Raw genomic sequence first — 683 nt, 5'->3', positions numbered from 1 at the left:
TTCCTGCGTTTCTCCGACATTTGCGCCAGCGGCCAGGCCGCCGGCAAGCGCGTCTTCATCCGCGCCGACCTCAACGTGCCGCAAGACGATGACGGCAACATCACCGAGGACACCCGCATCCGCGCCTCGCTGCCCGCGATCCAGATGGCGCTCGACGCCGGTGCCGCCGTCATGGTGACCTCGCACCTGGGCCGCCCGACCGAGGGCGAGTTCAAGCCCGAGGACAGCCTGGCGCCGGTCGCCAAGCGCCTGGGCGAGCTGCTCGGCCGCGAGGTGCCGCTGGTGTCCAACTGGGTCGATGGCGGCTTCGAGGTCGCGCCGGGCCAGTTGGTGCTGCTGGAGAACTGCCGCCTCAACGTCGGCGAGAAGAAGAACAAGCCGGAACTGGCGGCCAAGCTCGGCCAGCTGTGCGACATCTTCGTGCACGACGCCTTCGGCACCGCGCACCGTGCCGAGGGCACGACCTACGGCATCGCCGAGACGGCGCCGGTGGCCTGCGCCGGCCCGCTGCTGGCGGCCGAGATGGATGCGCTGACCCAGGCCCTGCTCGAGCCCAAGCGCCCGCTGGTGGCGATCGTCGGCGGCTCCAAGGTCTCGACCAAGCTGAGCATCCTCAAGACGCTGGCGTCCAAGGTCGACCAGCTGATCGTCGGCGGCGGCATCGCCAACACCTTCCTGCTGGC

1 protein-coding gene is annotated in these 683 nt (G+C 70.0%); it reads left to right on the top strand.

Features of this window, described 5'->3' with window-relative positions:
* Positions 1–3: 3 nt before the first annotated feature.
* A partial coding sequence (pgk, locus tag C6P64_RS16280; RefSeq protein WP_245911766.1) for a phosphoglycerate kinase occupies positions 4–683 on the top strand: 680 nt, incomplete at its 3' end.

It is taken from the genome of Malikia granosa (assembly GCF_002980595.1).
Lineage (GTDB): Bacteria > Pseudomonadota > Gammaproteobacteria > Burkholderiales > Burkholderiaceae_C > Malikia > Malikia granosa.
The sequence above is the reverse complement of the archived record's forward strand: the minus strand, read 5'-3'. Positions and strand labels throughout refer to the sequence as shown.